1 protein-coding gene is annotated in these 444 nt (G+C 54.3%); it reads right to left on the bottom strand.

Going from position 1 to position 444, the window contains the following annotated elements; all coding sequences use genetic code 11:
* On the bottom strand, window positions 1–444 hold a 444-nt coding region (locus TN53_RS47685), incomplete at both ends, for an FAD-dependent oxidoreductase (RefSeq protein ID WP_199924766.1).

The following is a 444-nucleotide window of genomic DNA, read 5'->3' as shown; positions in this document are numbered from 1 at the left end:
CGGTGTATTTCTTCTCGAGGCCTTTTCCGGGTTTAACTTTTACGCCGACGCGTGTCCCTTCGTCTACGAAATCGAGCACCCCTGCCTTTTTGACAATAATCCCGTCTTCCCTGTTCAATCTGGAAAGTCGTCGAGACCTAATTTCTTCGGTGAGTAGGGTGACTGATGCGCTACCGGATCGCTTGAACAGTCGAGCGGCCTGTTCTGCGGTGTCACCGCCGCCAATGATTACGATGTCCTGTCCCGAGACCCCCAGCGCATCACTGCTTTGCACCCCATACTGAACCTTTTCACTGTCTCGGAGTGCCTTTTCTTGCCTGCCCTCTTCTGATCGTTCATCAGGGAAAAGAGGCTTATTTTTCGTGCCGCAGGCGAGGAGCACCATCCCGCCCGATAATTCTGGGGTTCCGCCGTTTTGCCGCGCCACCTCGATGAAAAAGCACG

The sequence above is a fragment of the Streptomyces sp. WM6386 genome, from assembly GCF_000972385.1.
In the GTDB taxonomy this organism is placed as follows: domain Bacteria; phylum Actinomycetota; class Actinomycetes; order Streptomycetales; family Streptomycetaceae; genus Streptomyces.
The sequence above is the reverse complement of the archived record's forward strand: the minus strand, read 5'-3'. Positions and strand labels throughout refer to the sequence as shown.